The organism is Streptomyces sp. NPDC015242 (assembly GCF_043079125.1).
Taxonomy (GTDB): Bacteria; Actinomycetota; Actinomycetes; order Streptomycetales; family Streptomycetaceae; genus Streptomyces.
The window spans coordinates 20,764-46,755 of the sequence record NZ_JBIBUF010000006.1 but is presented as its reverse complement, the minus strand read 5'-3'; the positions used below and the strand labels follow the sequence as shown (position 1 = coordinate 46,755).

The window sequence follows — 25,992 nt, the reverse complement described above, 5'->3', positions numbered from 1 at the left end:
CCAGGACTCCCGAAGGGCGGTGAGGACCGTACGTTTACGGCGTATATGTACGACTTTGCACCGCCGTCGGGGTGCGGTCAAGCCCTCACCAGCAACTGGAAGTCGAACGTGTACCGCGAGGCCGGGTAGATGTGTCTCCCGTACTCCACCGCCCGCCCCGTGTCGTCGAACGCCGTCCGCTCCATCGTGAGCAGTGCCGCCCCCGCCGTCTCCTCCAGGCGGGCCGCCTCCTCCCGCGTCGCCGCGCGGGCGCCGACCGTCTGGCGGGCGCTGTGCAGGGTGATGCCCGCCGTGCGCAGCATGCGGTACAGGCCCGTCGACTCCAGGCGGGCGTCGTCGAGGGTCAGCAGGGACACGGGCAGGTAGTTGCGCAGCAGCGCCACCGGGCGGCCGTGCGTGCGGCGCAGGCGTTCCACGGCGGCGACCTCGCTGCCCTCGGGGACGCCGAGCGCCGCCGCCACCTCGCAGGGGGCCGGGACGACCTCGTTGCGCACGAGCTGCGTGGTCGGTGCCTGCCCGGCCGCCTCCAGGTCGTCGTAGAGGCTGCTCAGTTCCAGGGGGCGCCGGACCCTGCTGTGCACCACCTGCGTGCCCACCCCGCGCCGCCGGACCAGCAGCCCCTTGTCGACGAGGGACTGGATGGCCTGGCGGACGGTCGGGCGGGACAGGCCGAGGCGGACGGAGAGGTCGACCTCGTTGCCCAGGAGGTTCCCGGGGGTGAGGACCCCGCCCTCGATCGCCGCCTCCAGCTGCTGGGCGAGCTGGTGGTACAGCGGAACAGGACTGATCCGGTCCAGGGCGAAGTCCAGTGCGGTCAGTGCCGGGGCGGGCGCCGTGCGGGCCCGGGGCCCGTCACGTTCGTGGTCACGGTCACCGTCACCGGTCTTCGCCATGGGACCAGACCTCTTCCGGCGTCAGGAGTTGCTCGGGAAACCGAGGTTGATGCCGCCGTCGGACGGGTCCGGCCAGCGGGTGGTGACGACCTTGCCCTGGGTGTAGAAGGCGATGCCGTCGTTGCCGTAGATGTGCAGGTCGCCGAAGAGGGAGTCCTTCCAGCCGCCGAAGGAGTGGTAGCCGACCGGGACCGGGATCGGGACGTTGACGCCGACCATGCCGGCCTTGACCTCCAGCTGGAAGCGGCGGGCCGCCCCGCCGTCCCGGGTGAAGATCGCCGTGCCGTTGCCCCAGCGGGAGGCGTTGATCAGCCGGATCGCCTCGTCGTAGGTCTCGGCGCGGACCACGCACAGCACCGGGCCGAAGATCTCGTCCCGGTAGGCGTCCGACGTCAGCGGCACCCGGTCCAGCAGGGAGACGCCGAGGAAGAAACCGTTCTCGTGGCCCTCCACCGTCAGGCCCGTGCCGTCGACGACGACCTCGGCGCCCTGCCCGGCGGCCGACGCCACGTACGAGGCCACCTTGTCGCGGTGCTCCCGGGTGATCAGCGGGCCCATCTCGGAGGCCGGGTCGGTGCCCGGGCCGATGCGCAGGGCCTTGGCCCGTTCGGCGATCTTCGCCACCAGTTCGTCACCCGTGTCGCCGACCGCCACCACCACCGACACGGCCATGCAGCGCTCACCCGCCGAGCCGTACGCCGCGTTGATCGCCTGGTCGGCCGCGAGGTCGAGGTCGGCGTCGGGCAGTACCAGCATGTGGTTCTTGGCCCCGCCGAGCGCCTGGACGCGCTTGCCGTGCTCGACGGCCTTGAGCTGGATGTACTTCGCGATCGGGGTCGAGCCGACGAAGGAGACCGCCTCGACGTCCGGGTGCTCCAGGATGCGGTCCACGGCCGTCTTGTCGCCCTGCACGATGTTCAGGACGCCCTCGGGCAGGCCCGCCTCGGTGGCCAGTTCGGCGAGCCGGAAGGAGGCCGACGGGTCCTTCTCCGACGGCTTCAGCACGAAGGTGTTGCCGCACGCGATCGCCAGCGGGAACATCCACATCGGCACCATCGCCGGGAAGTTGAACGGCGTGATGCCCGCGACGACGCCCAGCGGCTGGCGGATCGAGGCGACGTCGACCCGGGAGGACACCTGGGTGGACAGCTCGCCCTTCAGCTGGACCGAGATGCCGCAGGCCAGCTCCACGATCTCCATGCCGCGCGCGACCTCGCCGAGCGCGTCGGAGTGCACCTTGCCGTGCTCGGCGGTGATCAGCGCGGCGATCTCGTCGCGGTGGGCGTCCAGCAGCTCGCGGTACTTGAACAGGATCGCCGTGCGCCTGGCCAGCGAGGACTGGCCCCAGCTGCCGAAGGCGGCCTTGGCGGAGGCGACCGCGGCGTCCACCTCCTCGACGGTCGCGAAGGCGACCTGCTTCTCCTGGGCGCCGGTGGCCGGGTTGTAGACGGGGCCGAAACGGCCGGAGGTGGACTCGACGGGCTTGCCGTCGATCCAGTGGGTGATGGTCTGCATGGTGCGAAGGGGCCTTTCCGGGGGGCAGGGGGAGCCGGGGAGGAGGAACGGAGGGGGGTCAGAGGTGGCGGCGGCGGTCCGCCGCCTGGCGGTCGTAGCGCTCGCGCGCCGCGACGGCTGCCTCGCGGGAGGCGGTCTCGGCGACCGGCACGTCCCACCAGGCCTCGGCCGGGGGAGCGGTCGGGGCGGGGTCGGTCTCGACGTAGACGCAGGTCGGACGGTCCGAGGCGCGGGCCGCCGCCAGGGCCTCGCGCAGCTCGCGCACCGTCTTGGCGCGCAGCACGTCCATGCCGAGGCTGGCGGCGTTCGCGGCCAGGTCGACGGGGAGCGGGGCACCGGTGAAGGTGCCGTCGGCGGCCCGGAAGCGGTAGGCGGTGCCGAAGCGCTCACCGCCGGTCTCCTCCGACAGGCCGCCGATGGAGGCGTAGCCGTGGTTCTGGATGAGGACGACGTTGAGCGGCAGGCCCTCCTGGACGGCCGTGACGATCTCCGTCGGCATCATCAGGTAGGTGCCGTCGCCGACCAGCGCCCACACCGGCGTGCCCGGTGCGGCCTGCTGGACGCCGATTCCGGCCGGGATCTCGTAGCCCATGCAGGAGTAGCCGTACTCCAGGTGGTACTGGCGCGGGCTGCGCGAGCGCCACAGCTTGTGCAGGTCGCCGGGGAGCGAGCCGGCCGCGTTGATCACCACGTCGTCGTCGCCGACGGCGGCGTCCAGCGCGCCGAGCACCTGCGTCTGGGTGGGGACGGCGCTGTCGTCGTCGGCGCGGTAGGCGGCTTCGACGACTTCGTCCCAGCGGGCCTTGCCCGCGCGGTACCCGGCGACGTACTCCTCGCTCACACGGTGGTCGGCGAGCGCCTCCCGCAGCAGGTCGAGGCCCGTCCGCGCGTCGCAGACCAGCGTGCGCGCCGCCAGCTTGTGCGCGTCGAAGCCGGTGATGTTGAGGTTGAGGAACCGTACGTCCGGGTTCCGGAAGAGGGTGCCGGAGGCCGTGGTGAAGTCGGTGTAGCGGGTGCCGACGCCGATCACGAGGTCGGCGGTGCGGGCCAGTTCGTCGCTGACGGCGGTGCCGGTGTGGCCGATGCCGCCGAGGTCGGCCGGGTGGTCGTGACGCAGCGCGCCCTTGCCCGCCTGGGTGGAGGCGACCGGGATCCCCGTGGTCTCCACGAACGCCCTCAGGGCCTCCTCCGCCTCGCTGTGGTGGACGCCGCCGCCCGCCACGATCAGGGGACGTGCGGCGGACCGGATCGCCTCGACGGCGGCGGTCAGTTCCACCGGGTCCGGCGCGGGACGCCGTACGTGCCATACCCGCTCGGCGAAGAACTCCTCAGGCCAGTCGTACGCCTCCGCCTGCACGTCCTGGGGGAGGGCCAGCGTCACCGCTCCCGTCTCGGCCGGGTCGGCCAGGACGCGCATCGCCTGGAGCGCGGAGGGGATCAGCGCCTCGGGGCGGGTGATCCGGTCGAAGTAGCGGGAGACCGGGCGGAGGGTGTCGTTGACCGAGACGTCAGCCTCGACCGGGTGCTCCAGCTGCTGCAGCAGCGGGTCGGCCGCGTGCGAGGCGAAGTAGTCGCCGGGCAGGAGCAGCACCGGGAGGCGGTTGATCGTCGCGAGCGCGGCGCCGGTGACCAGGTTGGTGGCGCCGGGGCCGATGGAGGTGGTCACCGCCTGCGCGGACAGGCGGTTGAGCTGGCGGGCGTGGCCGACCGCCGCGTGCACCATGGACTGCTCGTTGCGGCCCTGGTGGAACGGCATCACGTCGGCGTACTCGACCAGCGCCTGGCCGACCCCGGCGACGTTGCCGTGGCCGAAGATGCCCCAGGTCCCGGCGATCAGCCGGCGGCGCACGCCGTCCCGCTCGGTGTACTGGACGGACAGGAACCGCACCAGGGCCTGGGCGGTCGTGAGGCGGCGGGTGCGGGCGCTCATGCGGAGGCCTCCGGGGCGGTGTAGAGGGGGAGCCGGGGGTCGGCCGGCTGGTCCGGCCAGGTGTCGCGGACCCAGGCGTGGCCGGGGTGGTCGCAGATCAGCCAGGCGCGCTCGTCCTCCGGGCCCGCCATGACGTTGAGGTAGTACATGTGGTGGCCGGGCGTGGCCATCGACGGGCCGTGCCAGCCGTCCGGGATGAGGACGACGTCGCCGTCGCGGACCTCGGCGAGCACGTCGGTGTCGCGGCCCGGGCCCGAGGGGGTCACGCGCTGGTAGCCGAGGCCGGGGACGCCGTCGTGGGCGGCGAACTCGAAGTAGTAGATCTCCTCCAGCACGGACTCCTCGCCCGGCCGGTGCTCGTCGTGCTTGTGCGGCGGGAACGACGACCAGTTGCCGCCGGGGGTGATCACCTCGACCGCGATGAGCTTGTCGCACTCGAAGACCCCGGCGGCGCCGAAGTTGTTGACCTGCCGCGAGCAGTTGCCGGTGCCGCGCAGCTCGACGGGGACCTCGGCGGCCGGGCCGTAGCGGGCGGGCAGGCGGCGCGAGCAGCGGGCGCCGGTGAGCGCGAACCGGCCGCCGGCCGCGGACGTCACGGTGGCACGGGCGTCGCGCGGCACGTAGGCGAAGTCACTGACCGCGCTGAACACGTCCGGGCGGCCGTGCAGGTCGAAGGTCTGCCGGCCGGAGTCGTCGGCGCACGCGACCGAGCAGGCGCCGCTGAGCGGGACGACGATCCATTCGCTGTCGCCGGTGTCGAAGGTGTGGGAGCCGCCGGGCGGCAGCTCCAGCACGCGCAGGGAGGAATGGCCCCAGCCGGCCTTCTCGGGCGTGACGTCGACGGTGTAGGGGCCGCCGAGCGCCTGGCCGGCGGGAAGGTGGTACCTCATGGCGTCCTCCGCGATCACAGCAGGCCGACGGCCGTGTCCACCGCTTGCTCCACGCTGCCCTCGGCCGGGTAGAGCAGCGACCGTCCGACGACCATGCCCTGGACGGTGGGCAGGCGCAGGGCCTTGCGCCAGCGTTCGTAGGCGCCCTCCTGGTCGTCGCCGACCTCGCCGCCGAGCAGGACGACGGGCAGCGTGGAGGTCTCCAGCACCTCGGCCATGTCGTCCGGGTCCTCGGTGACGGGGAGCTTCAGCCAGGTGTAGGCGGAGGTGCCGCCCAGGCCCGAGGCGATCGCGATCGACTTGGTGACGGCCTCGGCGGACAGGTCGTTGCGGACCCGGCCGTCGACGCGCCGGGACAGGAACGGCTCGACGAACAGCGGCAGGCGCAGGGCCGCCATGGCGTCGATCGCCCGCGCGGTGGACTCCAGCGTGGTCAGCGAGCCGGGGTCGTCGTAGTCGATGCGGAGCAGCAGCTTGCCCGCGTCGAAGCGGAGCCGGGCGATGTCCTCGGCGCGGTGGCCGGTGAAGCGGTCGTCCATCTCGAAGGCCGCCCCGGCGAGGCCGCCGCGGTTCATCGAGCCCATGACGACCTTGTCCTCCAGCACGCCGAGCAGGAGCAGGTCCTCCAGAATGTCGGCGGTGGCGAGCACCCCGTCGACACCGGGCCGCGACAGCGCGGTGCACAGGCGCTCCAGCAGGTCCGCGCGGTTGGCCATGGCCAGGCGCCGGTCGCCGACCCCCAGGGCGCCGCGCGCGGGGTGGTCGGCGGCCACGATCATGAGCCGGCCGCTGTCGCCGATCAGCGGGCGGCGTGCCCGGCGGGCGGCCGCCTCGGCGACGGCCTCGGGGTGCCGGGCTCGCACCGTGGCGAGGTCGGGGATGCCGATGTTCAAGGAATGCTCCGTTTCAGTGGCTCGGGCTCGGCGACGGCACCCCGGCGAGGAGGTGCTCGACCTCGGACGCGGTGGGCATCGCCGAGGAGCAGGCGAGGCGGGAGGCGACGAGGGCCCCGGCGGCGTTGGCGTGGCGCATGGTGCGCTCCAGGTCCCAGCCGGCGAGCAGGCCGTGGCACAGGGAGCCGCCGAAGGCGTCGCCCGCCCCGAGGCCGTTGACCACCTCGACCGGCACGGGCGGCACCTCGGCCCGGGTGCCGTCCCGGTGCACGGCCAGCACGCCCCTGGGGCCCTGCTTGACCACGGCCAGCTCCACGCCCGCCTCCAGCAGGGCGTCCGCGCAGGCCTGCGGCTCGCGCACGCCGGTGGCGATCTCGCACTCGTCGAGGTTGCCGACGGCGACCGTGGCGTGGCGCAGGGCCTCGCGGTAGTACGGGCGGGCCTGCTCGGGATCGCGCCAGAACATGGGGCGCCAGTCCAGGTCGAAGACGGTGATGCCGGCCCTGTCGCGGGCCTTGAGGGCGGCGAGCGTGGCGGAGCGGCTGGGCTCCTCGCTCAGGCCGGTGCCGGTGATCCAGAAGATCCGGGCGCCGCGGACGGCGAAGAAGTCCAGCTCGTCGGTGTGGATCTCCAGGTCGGGGGCCTTGGGGCGGCGGTAGAAGTACAGCGGGAAGTCGTCCGGCGGGAAGATCTCGCAGAAGGTGACGGGCGTCGGGTGTGCGGCGACCGGGGTGACCCAGCGGTCGTCGACGCCGAAGGCCCTCAGCTCCTGGTGCAGGTACGTGCCGAAGGGGTCGTCGCCGGTGCGTGTGATCACCGCCGTACGGCGTCCGAGCCGGGCGGCGGCGACCGCGACGTTGGCCGCCGAACCTCCCAGGAACTTCCCGAAGCTCTCCACGTCGGCCAGGGGGACGCCGGTCTGCAGGGGATACAGGTCGACCCCGATGCGGCCCATCGTGATCACATCGAAATACTGGGCTGGCCCGGCCATGCACGACCTCCTGGGGAAGCTGGGGATGCGGGTCCCGGGACGCCCTGACACGGTGGGGGCGTGGCGGAACGGGATCTGCCGCCTCCCAGGTGTAGGTCCCGGAGGACGGCGCTGTCAATACTTTGTACTTACATTCGGACCTGCTTGTGAAATGATGTCTTAACAAAGTATTGACAGCGGGCGCGGCAGGGACTTGTATCCCGTGCCATCGCAACAGTCGGTTTGCGGCATCATGATCCGGACTCCGTAAGGCTCCGGGACCACGGATCCCTTCGTGATCCCTTCCTTTCCCCCGCAGTAGCACAGTGAGGTGCCAGGAAAGATGGACCGCTCTTCTCACCCCCGCTCTCGCAGGTTCGCGCCCGTCGTCGCCGTCGCCGCGGCAGCGGCCCTGACCCTCGCCGGCTGCTCCAGCAGTTCCGGGGGCAAGAAGTCCGAGGAAGGCGGCGCGAACGCCTCGGCCGGCAAGGCCACCACGCCGCGCATGACCGTCGCCCTGGTCACCCACCAGGCGCCCGGCGACACCTTCTGGGACACCGTCCGCAAGGGCGCCGAGGCCGCGGCCGCCAAGGACAACATCAAGCTCATCTACTCCGCCGACCCGAACGCGGGCAACCAGGCCAACCTGGTCCAGAACGCGATCGACCAGAAGGTCGACGGCATCGCGGTCACGCTCGCCAAGCCGGACGCGCTCAAGGGCGTCGTCGGCAAGGCCGAGAAGGCCGGCATACCCGTCGTCGGCCTCAACTCCGGCCTGAGCGACTGGAAGGACCTCAACCTGCTGGAGTTCTTCGGCCAGGACGAGTCCGTCGCGGGCGAGGCCTTCGGCAAGAAGCTGAACGAGGTCGGCGCCAAGAAGGTCCTCTGCGTCATGCAGGAGCAGGGCAACGTCGGCCTGACCCAGCGCTGCGACGGCGTGGCCAAGACCTTCGAGGGCGAGGTCGACCCGCAGAACGTCAACGGCACCGACATGCCGTCCGTGAAGTCGACGATCACCGCCAAGCTCAAGCAGGACCCGTCGATCGACTACGTCGTCACCCTCGGCGCCCCCTTCGCGCTGACCGCGGTGCAGTCGGTCGCCGACGCCGGCAGCAAGGCGAAGATCGCCACCTTCGACCTCAACAAGGACCTGATCAAGTCCATCAAGGCCGGCGACATCCAGTTCGCCGTCGACCAGCAGCCCTACCTGCAGGGCTACCTGGCCGTCGACGGTCTGTGGCTCTACAAGAACAACGGCAACTACAGCGGCGGCGGCGAGCAGCCCGTGCTGACCGGCCCGGCCTTCGTCGACAAGTCCAACGTCGACAAGATCGGGGAGTTCGCCGCGAAGGGCACCCGGTGATGAGCATGACCCAGCAGGCCACGCCGGCGGTGGACACACCGCCGGCCCCCGGCCCCAAGCAGTCCGACGGCCGGACCCGGCAGCGCCCGCTGGCACTGCGGCTGCTCGCCCGGCCCGAGGTCGGCGTCTTCCTCGGCGCCGTCGCCGTGCTCGTGTTCTTCCTGTTCGCCGCGCCGCCGGTGCGCGACGGAAGCTCGATGGCGAACATCCTGTACCAGTCGTCGACCATCGGGATCATGGCGCTGCCCGTGGCCCTGCTGATGATCGGCGGAGAGTTCGACCTGTCGGCCGGTGTCGCCGTCATCACCTCGGCGCTGACCGCGTCGATGCTGAGCTACCAGCTCACCATGAACGTCTGGGTCGGCGTGATCGTCGCCCTGCTCGTCTCGCTGGCGATCGGCGCCTTCAACGGCTGGCTGCTGGTGAAGACCGGACTGCCGAGCTTCCTGGTCACCCTGGGCACCTTCCTGATCCTCCAGGGCGTCAACCTGGCGATCACCAAGCTGGTCACCGGCAACGTCGCCACCGACGACATCAGCGACATGGACGGCTTCGCCCAGGCGCAGAAGCTCTTCGCCTCGACCTTCGAGGTCGGCGGCGTCAACGTCAAGATCACCGTGGTGTGGTGGCTGGTCTTCGCGGCCCTGGCGACCTGGGTGCTGCTGCGCACCAAGTACGGCAACTGGATCTTCGCGGTCGGCGGCAACAAGGACTCCGCGCGGGCCGTCGGCGTGCCGGTGACCTTCACCAAGATCTCCCTGTTCATGCTGGTCGGCTTCGGCGCCTGGTTCGTCGGCATGCACCAGCTGTTCTCCTTCAACACCGTGCAGTCCGGCGAGGGCGTGGGCCAGGAGCTCATCTACATCGCCGCGGCCGTCATCGGCGGCTGCCTGCTCACCGGTGGCTACGGCTCCGCGATCGGCCCGGTCTTCGGCGCCTTCATGTTCGGCATGGTGCAGCAGGGCATCGTCTACGCCGGCTGGAACCCCGACTGGTTCAAGGCCTTCCTCGGCGTGATGCTCCTCGGCGCCGTCCTCATCAATCTGTGGGTCCAGCGCACGGCGACCCGGAGGTGACCGCGATGACCAGCAACGAAACCGGCACCCACGGTGCCGTCCTGAAGGACACCCCGGCCGACGGCCGCCCGCTCGTCGAACTGCGCGGCGCGGGCAAGTCCTACGGCAACATCCGCGCCCTGCACGGCGTCGACCTGGAGGTGTACCCCGGCAAGGTCACCTGCGTCCTCGGCGACAACGGCGCCGGCAAGTCCACCCTCATCAAGATCGTCTCGGGGCTGCACCAGCACACCGAGGGCGAGTTCCTCGTCGACGGCGAACCGGTGCGCTTCTCCACTCCGCGCGAGGCCCTCGACAAGGGCATCGCCACCGTCTACCAGGACCTCGCGGTCGTCCCGCTGATGCCGGTGTGGCGCAACTTCTTCCTCGGCTCCGAGATGACCAAGGGCCCCTGGCCCGTGCGCCGTCTCGACATCGAGCGGATGAAGAGGACCGCCGACGAGGAGCTGCGCAACATGGGCATCGTCCTGGACGACCTGGAGCAGCCCATCGGCACGCTCTCCGGCGGCCAGCGCCAGTGCGTCGCGATCGCCCGCGCCGTCTACTTCGGCGCCCGCGTGCTCATCCTGGACGAGCCGACCGCCGCCCTCGGCGTCAAGCAGTCCGGTGTGGTGCTGAAGTACATCGCCGCCGCCCGCGAGAAGGGCCTCGGCGTCATCTTCATCACCCACAACCCGCACCACGCCTACATGGTCGGCGACCACTTCAGCGTCCTGCGCCTCGGCACCATGGAACTCTCCGCCTCCCGCAGCGACGTCTCCCTCGAAGAGCTGACCAACCACATGGCCGGCGGCGCCGAACTCGCCTCCCTCAAGCACGAGTTGGCGCAGGTCCGCGGCGTCGACGTCGAAGAGCTCCCCGAGGAGGGGGACCTCACCGCTCCCGTAGCACCGTCCTCGGAAGGAAAGTCCTGACATGGCCCTCGCGCTCGACCGCATCCGGGTCGGCTCCGCCCCCGACTCCTGGGGCGTCTGGTTCCCCGACGACCCCCGGCAGGTGCCCTGGGAACGCTTCCTCGACGAGGTCGCCGAGGCCGGCTACTCCTGGATAGAACTCGGCCCCTACGGCTACCTGCCCACCGACCCGGCCCGGCTCACCGACGAGGTGACCCGGCGCAACCTCAAGGTCTCCGCCGGCACGATCTTCTGCGGACTGCACCGCGGCCCCTCCGAGTGGGACTCCACCTGGGAGCAGGTCAGCCGGGTCGCCGCCCTGACCCAGGCCATGGACGCCAGGCACCTGGTCGTCATCCCGTCCTTCTGGCGGGACGACAAGACCGCCGAGATCCTGGAGCCGCCGGAGCTCACCGTCGAGCAGTGGCGCCACCTCACCACCGGCATGGAGCGCCTCGGCCGCGAGGTGAAGGACCGCTACGGCCTGGACATCGTCGTCCACCCGCACGCCGACACCCACATCGACACCGAGGAGCACGTCGAGCGGTTCCTCGACTCGACCGACTCCGAACACGTCAACCTCTGCCTCGACACCGGGCACTACGCCTACTGCGGCGGCGACAGCGTCAAGCTCATCGAGACCTACGGCGAGCGCATCGGCTACCTGCACCTGAAGCAGGTCGACCCGGAGATCCTCGCCGACGTCGTCAAGAACGAGATCCCGTTCGGCCCGGCCGTCGCGCGGGGCGTGATGTGCGAACCGCCCGCCGGCGTCCCCGAGCTGGGCCCGGTCCTGACGGCCGCGCAGAAGCTCGGCGTGGACCTGTTCGCCATCGTCGAGCAGGACATGTACCCCTGCGAGCCGGACAAGCCGCTGCCGATCGCGGTCCGCACCCGCAAGTTCCTGAGGTCCTGCGGCGCCTGACGACCCGAAAGGACGGCCATGACGGAGCGCGCCCCCCTGGGAGTCGCGGTCATCGGTACCGGACGGATGGGCGCCGACCATGTGCGCCGCATCCACGAAGTCACCAGCGGAGCCCGGGTGGTGGCCGTCGCGGACGTCGACGCGGAGCGCGCGAAGGCCGTCGCCGCCCGCGTCGACGGCTGCACCGCCCACACCGACCCGGCCGCCGCCCTGGCGGCCGACGGCGTCGACGCCGTGCTGATCGCCTCCCCGGGCCCGGCCCACGAGGCCACCCTGCTCGCCGCCTTCGAGCGCGATCTGCCCGTGCTGTGCGAGAAGCCGCTCACCCCCGACGCGGCCTCCGCCCTGCGGGTCCTCGAAGCCGAACTGCGCCTCGGCCACCGCCGCGTCCAGGTCGGCTTCATGCGCCGCTACGACCCCGAGTACGCCAAGCTGAAGGCCCTGCTGGCCACCGGCCAGCTGGGCCGTCCGCTGATGCTGCACAACCGGCACCGCAACGTCGCCAGCCCGCCCTTCTTCACCAGCTCCATGCTCGTCACCGACTCCGTCGCCCACGAGGCCGACGTGACGCGCTGGCTGCTGGGCCACGAGATCACGGCGGTCACGGTGCTGCGCCCGGCCCCGTCCGCCAACGCCCCGGACGGTCTGCAGGACCCGCAGTTCGTCGTCTTCGAGACCGGCGGCGGCGCCCTCAGCGACGTCGAGATCTTCGTCAACTGCGGCTTCGGCTACCAGGTGCAGGCCGAGCTGGTCTGCGAACGCGGCACCGCCCGCATCGGCGACGGCCACGCCCTGGTCACCCACATGGCCGGCCGCTGGGGCGGCACCATCGCCCAGGACTGGACGGAACGCTTCGAGGCGGCCTACGACCGCGAGGTCCAGGCCTGGGTCGACGCCACCCGCCGCGGCGAGGTCACCGGCCCGAGCGTCTGGGACGGCTACGCGGCGGCGGCCGTGTGCGAGGCCGGGGTGCGGGCGCTCCAGGACGGCGGCCGGGTGGAGATCGACCTGGTGGACCGGCCGGCGCCGTACGCGTGAACGGGGGCCCGGGGCGTGACCCCGGGCCCCCGTGACGTGCGCGGTCTCAGACGGCGGTGCGCGGCCGGGGCTCCAGCCCGGCCTTCCGGTAACAGGCGTCGACGAGCCGCATCGTCGCCACCGCGTCGTCCGCGTCCAGCGGCAGGGGCGCCCCGTCGCGCACCCGGGCGGCGAACGCCTCCAGCTGGTACGTGTACGACGAGCGGGTGCCCAGGTGCCCGGTGCGCTCGCCCGCGGCCGTGCGGACCACGACGCGGTCGTCGAGGTGGGGCAGGACGAAGTTCGGGGCGGTGGCCTCGCCCCGGGAGCCGACGATCCGGATGCTCATGTCGAGTCCGTCGTACGCCATGTGGCAGCGGGCCGTGCCGGTCGCGCCGCCGGGGAACTCCAGCTCGGCGTCCAGCCACTCGTCGACACCGGGGGCGCCCGCCCGTTCCCCGGCCCGGGCCGCCACCGGGCGGGGCGCGCCGCCCGCCCAGGGCGCGAGCGTGCGCAGGGCGTGCAGGCCGTAGCAGCCCAGGTCCATCAGGGCGCCGCCGGCCAGCGGCAGCGACCAGCGCGGGTCGCTCTGCGGCGGCGCGGCGATCGCGACCCTCGCCTCCACGTGCCGCAGTTCGCCCAGTTCGCCCGAGGCCAGCAGGTCGTGCAGACGGCGGGTGACCGGGTGGAAGAGGTAGTGGAAGGCCTCCATGAAGACCGTCCCGGCCCTCTCCGCGGCCGCCCGCACCTCAGCCGCCTCCTCGGCGTTGCTCGCCGACGGCTTCTCCGACAGCACGTGCTTGCCCGCCGCGAGGGCGGCGAGGTTCCACGGGCCGTGCAGGCCGTTGGCGAGCGGGTTGTAGACGACGTCGACCTCCGGGTCGGCCACCAGCTCGGCGTACGAGCCCACCACCCGCTCCACGCCGTGCGCGGCGGCGAACGCCTCCGCCCGGGCGCGGTCGCGGGCGGCCACCGCGACGAGGCGGTGGCCGGTCTCCCGGGCCGGGCCGATCAGGGAGCGCTCGGTGATCCGGGCGGCGCCCAGCACGCCGATGCGCAGCGGTTCCCGGCCCTGTTCGCTCATGCCTGCCGTACCTCCGCGATGGTGACGGGGCGGTGCTCGTGCAGGGACAGGGTGCACGCGTCGGCGATCCAGCCCGCCTCCAGGGCGTCCTCGATCGTGCAGGGGGAGGGGCGGGTGCCGGCCACGACCTCGGTGAACGCGGTCAGTTCGGCACGGTAGGCCGCGGTGAAGCGGTCCATGAAGAAGTCGTGCGGGGTGCCCGCCGGGAAGGTCACGCCCGGCTCGACCGAGCGCAGCGGCAGCTTGTCCTCCAGCCCGACGGCGATGGAGTCCTCGAAGCCGTGGATCTCCATACGGACGTCGTAACCGCGGGCGTTGTGGCGGGAGTTGGAGACCACCGCGAGGGTGCCGTCGTCGAGGGTGAGGATCGCGCCGGTGGTGTCGGCGTCGCCCGCCTCCTTGATGTACGCGGCGCCGCGGTTGCCGCCCACGGCGTACACCTCGGTCACCTCGCGGCCGGTCACCCAGCGGATGATGTCGAAGTCGTGCACCGAGCAGTCGCGGAAGATGCCCCCGGAGGCGGCGATGTACGCGGCGGGCGGCGGCGCCGGGTCCAGCGTGGTCGAGCGGACCGTGTGCAGCGTGCCCAGTTCGCCGCTGCGCACGGCGGCGCGTGCGTTGACGAAGCCGGTGTCGAAGCGGCGGTTGTAGCCGATCTGGATGGGCACGTCCGTGCCCCGGACGGCCTTGAGCACCTCGACGCCCTCGGCCATGGTCCGGGCCACGGGCTTCTCGCAGAAGACCGGGATCCCGGCCTCGACGCCGGCCAGGATCAGCGCGGGGTGGGCGTCCGTGGCGGCCGCGACGACGATCCCGTCGACCCCGGCGGCCAGCAGCGCCTCCGGCGAGTCCACGACCTCGGCGCCGAACCGCTCGGCGGCGGCCTTGGCGGCCTCCGCGAACGGGTCGGTCACCACGAGGGAGTCGACCGCGTCGAGGCCGGAGAGGGTCTCGGCGTGGAAGGCGCCGATGCGGCCGAGGCCGAGAATTCCGATACGCATGAGGGTGTTGCTCCTAGAAGAGGGGGAGGGTTTCCTGGGGGAGGGGTCAGTCGAGTCCGCCGAGCACGTTCTGGTCCCAGTCGATCACCGACCCGGTGACCACACCGGAGCGGTCCGACAGCAGGAAGACCACGAAGTCGGCGATCTCGTCCGGCTGGCCCAGCTTGCCCATGGGCAGCTTCGCGGCGGCTTCCTCGCGCCAGTCGTCCCCGGCCCCGTGGAACGCCTTCTGGGTGGCGTCCTCGCCCTCGGTCGCCGTCCAGCCGATGTTGAGGCCGTTGATGCGGACCCGGTCCCAGCGGTGGGCGTGCGCGGCGTTGCGCGTCAGGCCGATCAGCCCCGCCTTGGCGGCGACGTACGGCGCGAGGAAGGGCTGCCCCCCGTGCGCCGACGACGTGATGATGTTGACGACCGTGCCGGGTGCCTCGCGCGCCACCATGTCCGCGACGGCCGCCTGCATCGCGAAGAACGGCGCCTTGAGATTGATCGCGATGTGCTGGTCGAACAGCTCCGGCGTGGTGTCGAGCAGCGTCCCGCGGGAGGTCAGCCCGGCCGAGTTCACCAGGCAGTCGACCCGGCCGTACGTCCGCACGGCCTGGGACACGGAGGCCTTGGCCTGGTCCGCGTCCGCCAGGTCGGCCCGGACGAACACGGCCTCGCCGCCCGCGGCGGTCAGCTCCGCCACCAGCGCCTCACCCGGCTCGGGGCGCCGTCCCGTGACGGCCACGGCCGCCCCTTCGCGGACCGCCGCCCGCGCGATGGCCGCGCCGACGCCCTGGCTGCCGCCGTTGACCAGCACGACCTTGTCGTCGAGAAGTCCCATCATGTCCTCAGCTCTCCCGCCGCCCGGCGGCGGCTCGCAGTTCCGTCCGGAACATCTCCGGCGTCCACTCCTCGTGCAGCGCCCGCCGCATCAGGTCCGCCTGCGAGGGCGGCGCCAGCCCGTCGACCGGCGGATCGCTGTCCAGATTGGTGGGGAAGGGGTAGCCCTCCGCGCTCGCCGCGACCACGTTGTCCAGCCACGCCCGGTCGGCGCCCTCGGCCTTGCGCCTGAGCAGCACGGGATACACGGCGTTCGCCACGGCCTGCCGGTCCACCGTCTCCATCGCGCGCCCGAACGCCGACGACACCTGCAGCAGGTTGGCCATGCGGCGGATGTCCGCCGAGCGGTTGGTCCCGGCGGCGTGGAACAGCGCCGGGTTGAAGAACACCGCGTCGCCCTTGGCCAGCGGCAGCTGCACGTGCCGCGCCTCGAAGTACGCCCGGAACTCCGGCAGCCGCCAGGCGAGGTAGCCCGGCAGGTACTTCTGCGAGTGCGGCAGGTACATCGTCGGCCCCGACTCCACGGGCATGTCGCAGTGCGCGACCGCGCCCTGGAGGGTCAGCACGGGGGAGAGGCGGTGCACGTGCGCCGGGTAGGCGGCCGCGGTCTCGTTCGAGAGGAAGCCCAGGTGGTAGTCGCGGTGCGCGGTCTGCGCCGCGCCGCCCGGGTTGACCACGTTGAGCTGGGAGGTGATCTGGTAGCCGGGGCCCAGCCAGGCCGTGCAGACCAGGGCGAGGAGGTCGTTGGCGTAGTAGTCGGCGAACGTCTCCGCGTCGTAGAGGGCCGCCTTCTCCAGCGCGTTCCACACCCGGTCGTTGGCGCCCGGCTTGGCGAAGTGGTCGCCGGCCGTCGCGCCGGAGGCACGCTGTTCGGCGATGAGCCCCTCGAACACGGCGGTCGCCCGGTCGACGACCCCCGGGTCCGGGAAGGCGCCGCGGAAGACGACGATGCCCGGGCCGTCGGCGAGGGCCCGCACCAGCTCGGCCTGGACCACGCGGTCGCCTTCGAGGAGGCCGGCGTCGTAGACCGGCACGTTCCGCTCGACGGCGGAGGCGTGCGGGTAGTCGGCGGGATCGGTCGCCTGCTCGACCAGCGCGCGGAACGCGTCGAGGTCGCAGTCCTGTTCGGACAGCCAGGCGCGGTGGTGTACGGAGGTGAAGGACATCGTCGTCCCCTTCGGGGGTCACAGAGCGACGCAGCCCTGTCATTCTTGTCAGTACAAACCCCTCGAACAACCAGCAGCGAGCCATCAAAAACCCCTCAAGGAGCCGACGCGTGGGACATCCCTTCCCGATCCGGGAGATCGCACGTCAGGCGGGTCTGAGCGAAGCCACCGTCGACCGCGTCCTGAACGGCAGGGGCGGCGTGCGCGAGAGCACCGCGCGGGAGGTCCACCAGGCCATCGCCGACCTGGACCGGCAGCGCACGCAGGTCCGCCTGGTCGGGCGGACGTTCATGGTCGACCTCGTGATGCAGGCGCCCGAGCGGTTCACCACCGCCATCCGCGCCGCCCTGGAGGCCGAGCTTCCGGCACTGCACCCGGCGGTGCTGCGCTCCCGCTTCCACTTCCGCGAGACGGGCCCGGTCGGGGAGCTGGTGCGGACCCTGGACCGGATCGCCCGGCGCGGCTCGCAGGGCGTGATCCTCAAGGCGCCGGACGTGCCCGAGGTCACCGCCGCGGTCGGCCGGCTCGCCGCCGCCGGGATCCCGGTCGTCACCCTGGTCACGGACCTGCCGTCCAGTGCCCGCCTCGCCTACGTGGGCATCGACGACCGGGCGGCGGGAGCGACGGCCGCGTACCTCATGGGGCAGTGGCTGGGGGAGCGGCCCGGCAACGTCCTCACCAGTCTCAGCAGCGGCTTCTTCCGCAACGAGGAGGAGCGCGAGATGGGCTTCCGCAGCGCCATGCGGGCCCGGCACCCGGAGCGCACGCTGGTCGAGATCGCCGAGGGACAGGGACTGGACGCCACCCAGTACGACCTGGTCCGGGCCGCCCTGGAACGCGATCCGGACATCCGGGCCGTGTACTCGATCGGCGGCGGCAACATCGCCACGCTGCGGGCCTTCGACGACCTGGGCCGCGACTGCGCGGTGTTCGTCGCGCACGACCTGGACCACGACAACACCCGGCTGCTGCGCGAGCACCGGCTGTCGGCCGTGCTCCACCACGACCTGCGCCAGGACGTGCGCGAGGCCTGCCACACGGTGATGCGGGCCCACGGCGCCCTGCCCCCGGCCGGACCCACCCTGCCGTCGGCGATCCAGGTGGTGACGCCGTACAACATGCCGCCCCAGGCGGCCGTGTGATCGGACCGGGGCGGGCGTGGGTCCGGGGCTATGGCGCCCGGACCCCTACGGTCGGGCCCATGTGGACCTCGCGACCGTACGGCGGACCTGGGAACGGCTGATCCTCGTCCCGCGGCGGGCCCACCCGGGCCGGCGGTTCCTGTCCCGGGCCCGACGGTCGGGCCCGGGACAGGCCTGACGGCTCAGGCCGAGGGCTGATGGCTTCCAGCCGGGGACGGCGGCTCCTGGCCCGGGGCCCACGGCCGGCGCCGTGTCACGCCGGACCGCCCACCTCCGCCCAGGTGCCGCTCGCGGCCGACCGCGCCATCGCGTCCAGCGCGGCCGCACTGTGCACCGCGTCCTCCAGGGTCGCCCCGTGCGGGGTGCCCTCGGCGACCGACCGCAGGAAGCGGTAGGCCTCGATGACCTTCAGGTCGTCGTACCCCATGGCGTTCGCCGCGCCCGGCTGGAACGCCGCGAACTCGCCGTCGCCCGGGCCGGCGTACACCGTGCTGACGGGCTGGTCCTGGTACGTCGTGCCGCGGCTGACCCCCAGCTCGTTCATGCGCCGGAAGTCCCAGAACACCGCGCCCTTGGTGCCGTGCACCTCGAAGCCATAGGTGTTCTGCTCGCCGACCGACACCCGGCACGCCTCCAGCACCCCGCGCGCCCCGGACGCGAAGCGCAGCAGGCAGCTGACGTAGTCCTCGTTCTCGACCGGGCCCAGCTCACCGCCCGCGGCGCGGCTGTGGCCCGCCGTCGCCCCTGCCGGACGGGCCCGCTCCGGCAGGAAGACCGCCGTGTCGGCCGTGAGGGACGTGATGTCTCCGAGCAGGAACCGGGCCAGGTCCGCCCCGTGCGAGGCCAGGTCGCCCAGCACTCCGCTGCCGCCGCGCTCCCGCTCGTACCGCCAGGTCAGCGCACCCTCGGGATGGGCCGCGTAGTCGCTGAACAGCCGGAAGCGGACATGCGTGACCGTGCCGAGTTCCCCGGAGGCGATCAGCTCGCGGGCCGTCTCGACGGCGGGCGCGTTGCGGTAGTTGAAGCCCACCGCGCCCTGCACGCCCGCCTCGGCCACCGCGTCCGCCACCGCACGGGCGTCCTCGGCGGTCAGACCGACCGGCTTCTCGATCCAGATGTGCTTGCCCGCCCGGGCCATGGCGACGCCGATCTCGCGGTGCAGGAAGTTCGGCGCGGTGATGCTGACCGCCCGCACCCGGGGATCGGCGGCCACCTCGCGCCAGTCCCGGGTGGTGGAGGCGAACCCGAACTGCGCGGCGGCCTCCTCCGCCCGGCCCGGCACCTCCTCGGCGACCGTCACCAGCTCCGGGACGAGGGGCAGGTGCGGATAGTGGTGCCGCACGCGCGCGTACGCCTGGGTGTGCACCCGCCCCATCCAGCCGAATCCGACGACGGCGACGCCGAGCGTGTCCACCATGAGAGCCCCTCTTTGGACCGTTCCAGAACCTGTCGAGGCCACCCTGGGCGCCGTTTCCCGGCGGTGTCAACCCTTTGACAAGGCCGCCTCCCGCGTGGAACGGTCCATGGCATGAGACCACCGACCATCCGGGACGTCGCCGAGCGGGCCGGCGTCTCCAAGTCGCTGGTCTCGCTGGTGCTGCGCGGCTCCGACCAGGTGCGCCCGGAGAAGCGGGAAGCCGTCCTCCTGGCCGCCCGCGAGCTCGGCTACCGGCCCAACGCCGCCGCGCGTAGCCTCAGCGAACGGCGCACGCGCACCGTCGGCGTCCTGCTGAACGACCTGCGCAACCCCTGGTTCGTCGAGCTCCTCGACGGCCTGAACTCCCTCCTGCACGCCCACGGCCTGCACATGCTGCTGGCCGACGCCCGCCTGAACCGCCGCACCGGCCAGGATCCGGCCGATCCGCTGCTGGACCTGCGCGTGGACGGTCTGGTCGTGGTCGGCACCCTGCCGGACCCGGCCGCCCTCGGCGGGGTCGCCCAGCGCATGCCGGTCGTGCTGGCCGGTGCCCGCGAGCCGGTGCCGCCGGGCGTGGACCAGGCCGCCGGCGACGACGAGCGGGGTGCCCGGCTGGCCACCGAGCACCTCATCGGGCTCGGCCACCGCCGCATCGCCCACATCGCCGGCTTCGGAGCCGTCGGCGAACTGCGCCGCCGCAGCTTCGAGGCGACCATGCGGGCGCACGGCCTGGCGGACCGGGCCGTCGTCGAGGCAGGCGACATGACCGAGGAGGGCGGCTACCGGGCGGCCGTCCGGCTCCTCGGCCGCCCCGACCGGCCCACCGCCGTCTTCGCCGTCAACGACATCACCTGTGTGGGCGCCCTCTCCGCGGCGGAGGAACTCGGGCTGCGCGTCCCGCGCGACCTCTCCCTCGTCGGCTACGACGACACGCGGCTGTCCCGGCTGCGCCACCTGTGGCTCACCACCGTCGACAACGCCGGGCACGAGGTCGGCCGCCGGGCCGCCCGGTTCCTGCTCGACCGCCTGGAACGGCCCGGGGGAGAGGGGCGGCTCCACCTGGCCCCGCCGACGCTGGAGATCCGCGGGACGACGGGGCCGGCCCCGGTGTGACCCGGCTCGGCTTCTGGGCAACGCCCGTTCGCGCTTCCCGGCCGGCCGCTGCCCTCTTCCATCCTCTTTCCTGACCACAACGTGTGACAGGGCGGCCCGGCGCGGATGCCCGAGGCGCCGGGCGGCAGGGCCCGTATGACCATCGCCCCGCCCGGACTGCCGTCGGACCTCGCCCCAGCCGCGGCAGGCGATCCCGCACGGCGGGACGGCGCCGGCCCAGCGGCTGGTCCGCGGTTGCCGATCCGCTCGACCAGGGCCCCGGGCGTGGTGCGCGAAGGGCCGTGCGTGGAGAAGGCGGCCGTGGCGGCGAGTGACGGGCAACCGATCGGAGCGACCGCCGTCGGCACGCGATGAGCAAGGCCGTGGCCGACGGCGGTCTTCGTCGGCCTCGCCGCGGTCCGCGGCGCGCGGCGGACGACCGCGGGCGGCGCGGAGCGCGCACTCGTCGGCGCGCACTGATCGTGTGCGCCGCAGCAGGGGGCGTGCATGGGCACCGGTCGGCGTGACAGCGCGCGGCCGGTATCCCAACCCGCCGTACGCCCTGGCCGGATGCGCCTCTGGAGCCCGCTTAAGGTGTGCGGCATATGCCGGGGAGCAGCTGCCCGGGCGGACGAGCACGAAGGGGGCCACGGGGTGGACCAGGTGGGGGACCGGCGGGTCCGGCGGGCCGAGGCGGCCGGGGGTGCCGTCACGGCGCTGCTCGCCGTGGCGGCCTGTGCCGGACACGCCACCAAGGCGGAACTGCCCTGGTGGGCCGTCCTCGCGGTCGCCGTGTCGACGGCCGGGCTCGCCGGCTGGACCGGCGCGCGGATGGGCGGCCGGCGCGGGCCCCGCAGTGAACCCCTGCCGCCCGGTGAGCCCGGCCGCGCCGCGTCCGGCACCGTCCCCTGGGAGCACGTCACCGTCCCCGGGCCCGAGCGGCTGAAGCCTCCGTCCCGGATGCGGTAGGGTTGACCTGCGCGATCACGCGGTTCACCCCGTGCGAGGCGCATCGGGACGTGGCGCAGCTTGGTAGCGCACTTGACTGGGGGTCAAGGGGTCGCAGGTTCAAATCCTGTCGTCCCGACTTGCTGAGACAGCAGGTTCGAAGGCCGTGTCGGAGATCGCCGACACGGCCTTTCGGCTATGTCCCGTCCACGGGCCCGCACGGATCCGCGACTCCCAGCGCCACCAGCCGCGGGTCAGGTCCCGCTCCGGCCGGCGCCCGTCGCGCGCCGCTGACGTCCCGCCCGGGCGCGAGCCCTTCCGCGATCCGTTCCAGATACACGCGCACGGACACCCCCTCGGCCGCGGCTGCCGCCGCCAACCGGTCGTAGGCCGAAGCCGAGATGCCCACCCGCCGGGTCTCAGTCACCGGTGGACGGCCTTCCTTCCGCCAGGAGATCGAGCAGTTCCCCGGCCCACGACGGGTCGTAGCGGTCGAGGCGCGGCACGCCGCCCTCGTCGGGACTCTTCGCCCACGCGACATGGGCGCCGGGGTTGTGCACCGCGTACCCACCGGGCGCGAACAGGTGCGGGCTGCCCTGGACGCCGGGGCCCCGGGCGGTGCGGAACTGCTCGTAGATCTCGGCGCGGCCGGCACCGCGCTCCAGGGCGCGGGCCAGGGCCTGTTCGTCGACGTGTTCGCACCGCGCGGCGACATCCAGGATCTCCGAGGGAATGCTGACGCACCGGCTCTCCACATAGAACGCGTGCCGCAGGCCCGCGTCCAGTTCGTCGCTGCCGCGCAGACCGCCGACGGACGGATCCTTGGCGGCCTGGACGGCCTCCATCGCGGGCAGCATCGTCGAGGGATAGTCGTACTCCCGCCCCGCCCACAGGCGCCAGCCCAGATCGGGACGGTGGGCGGAGATCACCACGATCTCGGGCTCCACGATGAACTTGGGCGTCGGCTGGTGGTTGAACAGCTCCAGGGGGAACGCCCGGTGGTCGATCAGGAGATCCTGCCCGCGCTCCCGGGCCGTCGTGCGCAGTGTGTGCAGGGCGAGGGTGGCCCAGGGACACCCCAGGTCCGACCAGACGGTGACGGCCGGTGTGTCCGGGGCAGCGCTCATGGTGTCCTCCTCGGTAGCGGGACCACACCGGGGTCCAGGTCGGCCCGGCCGCGGCGCGGAACTCCATGGTGACGCGGCTGCGGGGCCCGGCGCCCGACGCCGGTGACACTCTGTCAAGTCCCCGCCGCGCGGCCCCGGACGGGGGGTCCGCGGGCCGGGCGGTGGTCCGGGCACCGTTGTGAAAGCGCGTTCCCGGACGGGCCGGCGGGGCGGGAGGGACGCGATGGTGGCCCGGCCACCGCAGCCCGTCACAAGTCCTGTGCTCCGTGTACCTGGGAGCGGTTCCGCGCCTGCCGCACAGTGGACGGGCAGCCCTTCGGATCGTCATCGTCTACTCCCGATGGAGGGTCCGTTCATGAGTGTGGTCGCGCTGAGCCCTGACCAAGCGCAGATCCCGACCATGCAAGAGCCGCCGTACGCACCTCCGGGCACCGTGTCGCTGCCGGAGATGTGCTCACTGCTGTTCGCCTCCCTGCCGCGCAGCGACCAGCGCCGCAAGGGCATGGAGTACATACGAGGTCTACTGGAGGTGAGGGGACGCAAATCGATACGCAACATCGCCGCACTGGTCGGGGGCCAGGCGACGGAACAGAGCCTGCACCACTTCATCAGCGACTCCAGCTGGGAGTGGGGACCGGTGCGCCGCGCCCTGGCCCGGTACGCGGTGAGTGTCGCCCCGCCCCAGGCGTGGGTGGTGCGGCCCATGGTCATTCCCAAGGCGGGCCGGCACTCCGTCGGCGTGGAGCGCCGTTTCTTCCCGGAGCACGGGCAGGTGCTCAACGCCCAGCAGGCGGTGGGCGTCTGGGCGGTCGCCGAGGAGATGAGCGTGCCGGTCAACTGGCGGTTGCAGCTCTCGCCCTCCTGGCTCGCCGAGGAGCGCCGGCGCCGCGCGTCGATACCGGACGAGGCGTCGGCGGAGACCCTCGGCGAATGCGCGCTCCAGGCCGTCCTGGAGACGGCCGCGTGGCGGCTGCCGTCCCGCCCGGTGGTGATGGACGCCCGTGGCGGTGACATGACCTCGGCCGTGCCGAGGCTCCTCGGCCGGGGCATGCCGATGATGCTCAGGGTGGACGACTCCCTGCGGTTGTCGGTGACGGACCCCGCGTTGAGGGGCTTCGACGCCACCCCCCGGCCGGTGCGCCAGATCATGGGCGCGAGCCGGGGCCTGCAGCGGCCGGTGGTGTGGCCGGGCGAGGGCGCGGGGGCGGCCCGGCGCTCCGGGCTCGTCACCGCCGTGCGGGTGGCGCTGCCCGCACCGCCGGGCCGGCCGACGGGGACCGGACCGTGCGACCTGCTGCTGTTCGGGGTGGGCCACCACGACCGGCGCAGGCCGCGGGAGGTGTGGCTGACCGACCTGACATCGTTGCCGCCCGCCTTCCTGATGCGGCTGCGCGGCATGCTCCGCCAAGTCGACGAGGATTTCGCCCGGGGCGCCGACCGGGTGGGGATCCGCGACTTCGCCGGACGCTCCTACCGCGGCTGGCACCGGCACGTCACCCTCGCCTCGGCCGCGCACCTCCTGGCGGCCCTGGGCGACGCGGACGACCTGGAACTCGACTACGCGTCCTGAGCCCGGGCCGTGTCCCCCGCCGGCTCCTCGCGCTCCCGCAGGACCCGCCGTATCCGGGACATCCGGAGCGCGAGCTGGATCTCCAGGGCACGCTCGGGCCGCTGCCAGTCGGAGCCGATCAGATCACCGATCCGTTCCAGCCGGCGGGCCACGGTGTTGGGGTGCACGTGGAGTCTCTCGGCCGCGTAGGTGGGGCTCCCGCCGGTGTCGAAGTAGGCGTGCAGGGTGCGGATCAGCTCCGTCAGCCGCTGCTCGTCGTAGTCCAGCACGGCCCCGATGGTGCTCTGAATGAACCTTTCGGCGTCCACCTGGTCCGACAGCAGCAGCCCCACGAAGCCCATGTCGTGGGTCGAGGCCGAGGTGCCGGTGGCGCCCAGGGCGGTCATCGCGTCGAGGCAGCGGGCCGCCTCCCGGTACCCGTGGAGGACCGCACCGGGGTCCGACACGGGTCCGGAGCCGCTGACCGTCGGCGGGCGGCCCGGCAGGGACGACAGTTCGTCGTGCACCGTCCGGGCGGCGGCCCCCGGGTCGGTGCCCGGCAGCAGCAGCACGATGTCGCCCTCGTGCGTCGTCTGGAGTCCGTTCATACGGCGCGCGCAGGACGACGCCCGGGTCACCGCGTGGGGCTGAGCCTCCCCCTCGGGGCGGGCGATCACGACGACGTGCGGCTGGTCCAGGCCGATGCCCAGCCGGCGGGCGCGCCGCTCCAGCAGGTCCCGGGGCCGGGGCACGCTGATCAGCAGGTCGGCGAGCAGTTCGTCGCGGACCTGCCCCTCCACGACCGTGGCTCCGCCGCCCTCGACGGACAGCAGCACCGCGGCCGCCCGGGCGGCGCTCCGCAGCAGTTCCGCCGTGCCGTCGCCGAGCACGTGACCTGCCTGGACGTACAGGGCGCCCAGCTGGTGGCCGCCGGCGAGGACCGGAACGGCCCAGATGCCGTCGCCGAGGAGGGCGGGTGAGGGATCCCAGGGGGTTCCGGCCTCCTTCGCCGCGCGCGTGAACTCCTCGCGGCTGCGCCCGGCCAGGTCCCCGGCCGCGGCGATCACCGCACCGTGCGGGCCGCACAGCAACACGGGAGCATCCAGTCTCAGACGGCACTCCTCCACCAGCTGCTGCGGGTCACAGCCGCCGAGCGCCAGGTCGAGCAGCGCCCCCTGCGCCGCGAACAGTCCGCGCGCGCCGGCCAGTTCGTCTTCCGCGAGCCGCACCCGGTCCCGCAGCTCCGACATCTCGCCACGGGTCTCGTCCAGGTGCAGGGCCCGGTCCAGGGCGACACCGCCGATCTCGGCGAGCATGTTCACCAGGGCCGTCTCGTCGGCGGAGAAGTGGCGCACGCTGCGGTCCGCCACGTGCAGCGTCCCCTCGGTACCGGCGGCCCGGCTCAACGGCACCGCGAGAACGGCGTGCAGGCCCTCGGCGCTGATCCACTGGTCCAGCTCGCCGGCGTGCAGGAAGCTGTCGTCCGTCAGATAGTCGGGGGTCCACAGCGGCGCACGGTGCGCCAGCACGGCGGCCGCGAGCCCGGCTCCCTCCGGTAATCGCAGCCGCGCGTTCAGCATCGTCACGTGACCGTCCAGCGAGTGCAGCCGGAAGCCGTCGTCACCCTCGGCGGGCAGGGTGACCCAGGAGACGTCGGTGCCGGTCAGCAGCCGGGCCCGGCGGGTGATGATCTTGAGGGTGTCCTCGACGGTGTGCGGGCTGCCCAGGTCGGAGGCCGTGTCGACGAGCGTGGCGAGCGCGGCGCTCCACTGCTGACGACGCTCCAGCCGGGCCTGGATGCCCAGGGCCAGCCGCTTGATCTGCTCGACCATGCGCAGATCGGCGCCGGTCACCCCCTGTCTGCGGGCCTCCTCGACCGCCGCTTCGAAGCGGCTCGCCGGCCCCTCGCCGGCCAGGAGCTCCAGCAGGGCCAGCACGGCTGCCACCGCTTCGTCCTTCTTCTGCGACACGAGGCCCTCCGGTGTCTCGTTCCCCAACCGCCGGCAGTGACGGTGCACGACGGCCGAGTGGCACGGACCACGGCTCCACCGGCGCCACGGGCGGCTCCCCGTGTGCACACCGCGAGCCGTGCCCGCGAACCGAGAGCCACAGCCTCTTCCCCCACATGGTCACCTGGTGGCCTGCGGACCGGACCGGTGCCGGCCCGGTACCGGGCAGGCGCACAGCCCGTTCACTAACCCCCCTGACAATTATGCCAGTTGACGTATGCGGCAAGAGGGCCGGAAAACGCAGGGTGCGCCGTCACACGCACGCGGTGT

General features: G+C 72.8%; 22 protein-coding genes and 1 tRNA gene. 10 read left to right on the top strand and 13 right to left on the bottom strand.

What is annotated here, in order from left to right:
- Positions 1-77: 77 nt before the first annotated feature.
- Genes ACF07N_RS20755 through iolC form a run of 6 tightly spaced genes read right to left on the bottom strand, consistent with a single transcriptional unit; the run spans position 78 to position 7,112 of the window.
- Complete coding sequence (locus ACF07N_RS20755; RefSeq protein WP_392114944.1) at positions 78-893, bottom strand: GntR family transcriptional regulator; 816 nt, start codon at positions 891-893, stop codon at positions 78-80.
- A 21-nt stretch (positions 894-914) separates the two neighbouring features.
- Positions 915-2,408: a CoA-acylating methylmalonate-semialdehyde dehydrogenase gene (locus ACF07N_RS20750; protein ID WP_392114941.1), complete on the bottom strand. Its 1,494-nt coding sequence runs from the start codon at positions 2,406-2,408 to the stop codon at positions 915-917.
- A 58-nt stretch (positions 2,409-2,466) separates the two neighbouring features.
- Positions 2,467-4,338, bottom strand: a complete 1,872-nt coding sequence (iolD, locus tag ACF07N_RS20745) for a 3D-(3,5/4)-trihydroxycyclohexane-1,2-dione acylhydrolase (decyclizing) (protein WP_392114938.1) — start codon at positions 4,336-4,338, stop codon at positions 2,467-2,469.
- Positions 4,335-5,228: a 5-deoxy-glucuronate isomerase gene (iolB, locus tag ACF07N_RS20740; protein ID WP_392114935.1), complete on the bottom strand. Its 894-nt coding sequence runs from the start codon at positions 5,226-5,228 to the stop codon at positions 4,335-4,337. The genes iolD and iolB overlap by 4 nt, the downstream gene beginning before the upstream one ends.
- Positions 5,229-5,242: 14 nt before the next feature.
- Entirely contained in the window at positions 5,243-6,121 is an 879-nt protein-coding gene (locus tag ACF07N_RS20735) for a deoxyribose-phosphate aldolase (protein ID WP_383339146.1), read from the bottom strand.
- Between the two features lie 13 nt (positions 6,122-6,134).
- Positions 6,135-7,112: a 5-dehydro-2-deoxygluconokinase gene (gene iolC / locus ACF07N_RS20730; RefSeq protein WP_392114932.1), complete on the bottom strand. Its 978-nt coding sequence runs from the start codon at positions 7,110-7,112 to the stop codon at positions 6,135-6,137.
- A 322-nt stretch (positions 7,113-7,434) separates the two neighbouring features.
- Between iolC and ACF07N_RS20725 the strand changes: the two genes are divergently transcribed.
- From ACF07N_RS20725 to ACF07N_RS20705, 5 genes are read left to right on the top strand one after another with little or no spacing between them, the layout of a single operon-like run.
- Positions 7,435-8,454, top strand: a complete 1,020-nt coding sequence (locus tag ACF07N_RS20725) for a sugar ABC transporter substrate-binding protein (protein WP_383336070.1) — start codon at positions 7,435-7,437, stop codon at positions 8,452-8,454.
- Positions 8,454-9,530, top strand: coding sequence for an ABC transporter permease (locus ACF07N_RS20720; protein ID WP_392114929.1), 1,077 nt, complete (start codon positions 8,454-8,456; stop codon positions 9,528-9,530). The genes ACF07N_RS20725 and ACF07N_RS20720 overlap by 1 nt, the downstream gene beginning before the upstream one ends.
- Before the next feature lie 5 nt (positions 9,531-9,535).
- A complete protein-coding gene (locus ACF07N_RS20715; protein ID WP_392114926.1) occupies positions 9,536-10,444 on the top strand; it encodes an ATP-binding cassette domain-containing protein in 909 nt (302 codons plus the stop codon).
- Position 10,445: 1 nt separating this feature from the next.
- Entirely contained in the window at positions 10,446-11,348 is a 903-nt protein-coding gene (locus ACF07N_RS20710) for a sugar phosphate isomerase/epimerase family protein (RefSeq protein ID WP_392114923.1), read from the top strand.
- 18 nt (positions 11,349-11,366) lie between these two features.
- Positions 11,367-12,386 carry a Gfo/Idh/MocA family protein gene (locus ACF07N_RS20705; RefSeq protein ID WP_392114920.1) on the top strand — a complete coding sequence of 340 codons (1,020 nt, stop codon included), beginning with the start codon at positions 11,367-11,369 and terminating at the stop codon, positions 12,384-12,386.
- Positions 12,387-12,432: 46 nt separating this feature from the next.
- Here ACF07N_RS20705 and ACF07N_RS20700 read toward each other — a convergent pair whose 3' ends face one another.
- Genes ACF07N_RS20700 through ACF07N_RS20685 form a run of 4 tightly spaced genes read right to left on the bottom strand, consistent with a single transcriptional unit; the run spans position 12,433 to position 16,438 of the window.
- Complete coding sequence (locus ACF07N_RS20700) at positions 12,433-13,449, bottom strand: Gfo/Idh/MocA family protein (RefSeq protein WP_392114917.1); 1,017 nt, start codon at positions 13,447-13,449, stop codon at positions 12,433-12,435.
- Entirely contained in the window at positions 13,446-14,450 is a 1,005-nt protein-coding gene (locus tag ACF07N_RS20695) for a Gfo/Idh/MocA family oxidoreductase (RefSeq protein WP_392114914.1), read from the bottom strand. Before ACF07N_RS20695 ends, ACF07N_RS20700 begins: the two co-directional genes overlap by 4 nt.
- Positions 14,451-14,496: 46 nt before the next feature.
- Entirely contained in the window at positions 14,497-15,273 is a 777-nt protein-coding gene (locus ACF07N_RS20690; RefSeq protein ID WP_392115829.1) for an SDR family oxidoreductase, read from the bottom strand.
- Between the two features lie 7 nt (positions 15,274-15,280).
- Complete coding sequence (locus ACF07N_RS20685; protein WP_392114911.1) at positions 15,281-16,438, bottom strand: phytanoyl-CoA dioxygenase family protein; 1,158 nt, start codon at positions 16,436-16,438, stop codon at positions 15,281-15,283.
- Positions 16,439-16,548: 110 nt separating this feature from the next.
- Between ACF07N_RS20685 and ACF07N_RS20680 the strand changes: the two genes are divergently transcribed.
- Positions 16,549-17,580 carry a LacI family DNA-binding transcriptional regulator gene (locus ACF07N_RS20680; protein ID WP_383336079.1) on the top strand — a complete coding sequence of 344 codons (1,032 nt, stop codon included), beginning with the start codon at positions 16,549-16,551 and terminating at the stop codon, positions 17,578-17,580.
- 253 nt (positions 17,581-17,833) lie between these two features.
- Here ACF07N_RS20680 and ACF07N_RS20675 read toward each other — a convergent pair whose 3' ends face one another.
- On the bottom strand, positions 17,834-18,997 hold the full coding sequence (locus ACF07N_RS20675; RefSeq protein WP_392114907.1) for a Gfo/Idh/MocA family protein: 1,164 nt from the start codon (positions 18,995-18,997) through the stop codon (positions 17,834-17,836).
- Positions 18,998-19,108: 111 nt separating this feature from the next.
- Here ACF07N_RS20675 and ACF07N_RS20670 point away from each other — a divergent pair, with 111 nt between their 5' ends.
- From ACF07N_RS20670 to ACF07N_RS20660, 3 genes are all read left to right on the top strand, one after another.
- Positions 19,109-20,110: a LacI family DNA-binding transcriptional regulator gene (locus ACF07N_RS20670; RefSeq protein ID WP_392114904.1), complete on the top strand. Its 1,002-nt coding sequence runs from the start codon at positions 19,109-19,111 to the stop codon at positions 20,108-20,110.
- A gap of 633 nt (positions 20,111-20,743) precedes the next feature.
- A complete protein-coding gene (locus tag ACF07N_RS20665; protein ID WP_392114901.1) occupies positions 20,744-21,058 on the top strand; it encodes a hypothetical protein in 315 nt (104 codons plus the stop codon).
- A gap of 44 nt (positions 21,059-21,102) precedes the next feature.
- Positions 21,103-21,176: transfer RNA gene (locus ACF07N_RS20660), tRNA-Pro, on the top strand.
- Positions 21,177-21,456: 280 nt separating this feature from the next.
- On the opposite strand, the gene ACF07N_RS20655 is transcribed toward ACF07N_RS20660, so the two are convergent.
- Entirely contained in the window at positions 21,457-22,164 is a 708-nt protein-coding gene (locus ACF07N_RS20655) for a DsbA family protein (protein ID WP_392114898.1), read from the bottom strand.
- A 355-nt stretch (positions 22,165-22,519) separates the two neighbouring features.
- Here ACF07N_RS20655 and ACF07N_RS20650 point away from each other — a divergent pair, with 355 nt between their 5' ends.
- On the top strand, positions 22,520-23,734 hold the full coding sequence (locus ACF07N_RS20650) for an IS701 family transposase (RefSeq protein ID WP_392114895.1): 1,215 nt from the start codon (positions 22,520-22,522) through the stop codon (positions 23,732-23,734).
- Here the strand turns inward: ACF07N_RS20650 and ACF07N_RS20645 are convergent.
- On the bottom strand, positions 23,722-25,683 hold the full coding sequence (locus ACF07N_RS20645; RefSeq protein ID WP_392114892.1) for a helix-turn-helix domain-containing protein: 1,962 nt from the start codon (positions 25,681-25,683) through the stop codon (positions 23,722-23,724). The genes ACF07N_RS20650 and ACF07N_RS20645 overlap by 13 nt on opposite strands.
- Between the last annotated feature and the right edge of the window lie 309 nt (positions 25,684-25,992).

What these genes read in the sequence shown, in the direction of transcription:
- iolB (WP_392114935.1), bottom strand. Translation starts at nt 5,228, where the DNA reads ATGAGGTACCACCTTCCCGCCGGCCAGGCGCTCGGCGGCCCCTACACC.
- ACF07N_RS20675 (WP_392114907.1), bottom strand. Translation starts at nt 18,997, where the DNA reads ATGGTGGACACGCTCGGCGTCGCCGTCGTCGGATTCGGCTGGATGGGG.
- ACF07N_RS20685 (WP_392114911.1), bottom strand. Translation starts at nt 16,438, where the DNA reads ATGTCCTTCACCTCCGTACACCACCGCGCCTGGCTGTCCGAACAGGAC.
- ACF07N_RS20670 (WP_392114904.1), top strand. Translation starts at nt 19,109, where the DNA reads ATGAGACCACCGACCATCCGGGACGTCGCCGAGCGGGCCGGCGTCTCC.
- ACF07N_RS20650 (WP_392114895.1), top strand. Translation starts at nt 22,520, where the DNA reads ATGAGTGTGGTCGCGCTGAGCCCTGACCAAGCGCAGATCCCGACCATG.
- ACF07N_RS20750 (WP_392114941.1), bottom strand. Translation starts at nt 2,408, where the DNA reads ATGCAGACCATCACCCACTGGATCGACGGCAAGCCCGTCGAGTCCACC.
- ACF07N_RS20705 (WP_392114920.1), top strand. Translation starts at nt 11,367, where the DNA reads ATGACGGAGCGCGCCCCCCTGGGAGTCGCGGTCATCGGTACCGGACGG.
- iolC (WP_392114932.1), bottom strand. Translation starts at nt 7,112, where the DNA reads ATGGCCGGGCCAGCCCAGTATTTCGATGTGATCACGATGGGCCGCATC.
- ACF07N_RS20720 (WP_392114929.1), top strand. Translation starts at nt 8,454, where the DNA reads ATGAGCATGACCCAGCAGGCCACGCCGGCGGTGGACACACCGCCGGCC.
- iolD (WP_392114938.1), bottom strand. Translation starts at nt 4,338, where the DNA reads ATGAGCGCCCGCACCCGCCGCCTCACGACCGCCCAGGCCCTGGTGCGG.
- ACF07N_RS20755 (WP_392114944.1), bottom strand. Translation starts at nt 893, where the DNA reads ATGGCGAAGACCGGTGACGGTGACCGTGACCACGAACGTGACGGGCCC.
- ACF07N_RS20655 (WP_392114898.1), bottom strand. Translation starts at nt 22,164, where the DNA reads ATGAGCGCTGCCCCGGACACACCGGCCGTCACCGTCTGGTCGGACCTG.
- ACF07N_RS20710 (WP_392114923.1), top strand. Translation starts at nt 10,446, where the DNA reads ATGGCCCTCGCGCTCGACCGCATCCGGGTCGGCTCCGCCCCCGACTCC.
- ACF07N_RS20700 (WP_392114917.1), bottom strand. Translation starts at nt 13,449, where the DNA reads ATGAGCGAACAGGGCCGGGAACCGCTGCGCATCGGCGTGCTGGGCGCC.
- ACF07N_RS20690 (WP_392115829.1), bottom strand. Translation starts at nt 15,273, where the DNA reads ATGGGACTTCTCGACGACAAGGTCGTGCTGGTCAACGGCGGCAGCCAG.
- ACF07N_RS20695 (WP_392114914.1), bottom strand. Translation starts at nt 14,450, where the DNA reads ATGCGTATCGGAATTCTCGGCCTCGGCCGCATCGGCGCCTTCCACGCC.
- ACF07N_RS20715 (WP_392114926.1), top strand. Translation starts at nt 9,536, where the DNA reads ATGACCAGCAACGAAACCGGCACCCACGGTGCCGTCCTGAAGGACACC.
- ACF07N_RS20725 (WP_383336070.1), top strand. Translation starts at nt 7,435, where the DNA reads ATGGACCGCTCTTCTCACCCCCGCTCTCGCAGGTTCGCGCCCGTCGTC.